We start from the raw sequence: 1,160 nt of genomic DNA, 5'->3' as shown, positions 1-1,160 counted from the left end.
TCCCGACAACATCCTTCACCTGCCGCAATACCAAGTACTGGGCTGCAAATCAACCGACGACGAAATGCACTTCCAGGTGGACGTGCCCGATCCCATCGCCTGCGAGGAATGCGGCGTGCAGGGTGAGTTCGTACGGTTCGGCAAGCGTGACGTTCCCTATCGTGATCTGCCCATCCACGGCAAGCGGGTCACTCTCTGGGTGGTCCGCCGCCGATACACCTGCCGGGCCTGCAAGACAACATTCAGGCCCCAGCTACCGGAGATGGTGGACGGATTCCGTATGACACTGCGGCTGCATGAGTACGTGGAGAAGGAATCCTTCAACCACCCCTACACCTTTGTGGCGGCACAGACCGGCCTGGACGAGAAGACGGTGCGCGACATCTTCAACGCCCGCGCCGAGTTCCTGGGGCGCTGGCACCGCTTCGAGACGCCCCGCATCCTGGGCATTGACGAGCTATACCTGAACAAGCGCTACCGCTGCATTCTGACCAACATTGAGGAGCGAACCCTGCTCGACCTGCTGGCCACCCGCCGCCAGGACGTGGTGACCAACTACCTGATGAAGCTGAAAGACCGGCAGAAGGTCGAGATCGTCAGCATGGACATGTGGAACCCCTACCGGGCAGCGGTCAAGGCTGTGCTGCCCCAGGCCCGTATCGTGGTCGATAAGTTCCATGTGGTGCGCATGGCCAACGATGCCCTAGAGAGAGTGCGCAAGGGCCTCAGAAAGGAGCTGAAACCGTCCCAGAGCCGGACTCTCAAGGGAGACCGGAAAATCCTGCTGAAACGCGCTCACGAAGTCTCAGACCGGGAGCGCCTCATCATGGAGACCTGGACAGGCGCGTTCCCGCAACTGCTGGCCGCCTACGAGCACAAGGAGCGCTTCTACGGCATCTGGGACGCCACCACACGGCTCCAGGCAGAAGCCGCCCTGGACGAGTGGATAGCCACCATCCCGAAGGGCCAAAAGGAAGTCTGGAGCGATCTGGTCAGGGCAGTGGGAAACTGGCGCGAAGAGACCATGACCTACTTCGAGACGGACATGCCCGTCACCAACGCTTACACGGAGTCCATCAACCGACTGGCCAAGGACAAGAACCGTGAAGGGCGCGGTTACTCCTTCGAGGTGATGCGGGCACGAATGCTCTACACCACGA

The 1,160-nt window shown here is 60.9% G+C and carries 1 protein-coding gene; it reads left to right on the top strand.

The window, feature by feature from the left end; all coding sequences use genetic code 11:
- Window positions 1-1,160: ISL3-like element ISPpu12 family transposase (locus A11A3_RS17100; RefSeq protein ID WP_008930587.1), on the top strand; the 1,160-nt coding region annotated here is incomplete at both ends.

Source organism: Alcanivorax hongdengensis A-11-3, from assembly GCF_000300995.1.
Taxonomy (GTDB): domain Bacteria; phylum Pseudomonadota; class Gammaproteobacteria; order Pseudomonadales; family Alcanivoracaceae; genus Alcanivorax; species Alcanivorax hongdengensis.
This window is presented reverse-complemented; position numbering and strand designations above follow the sequence as displayed.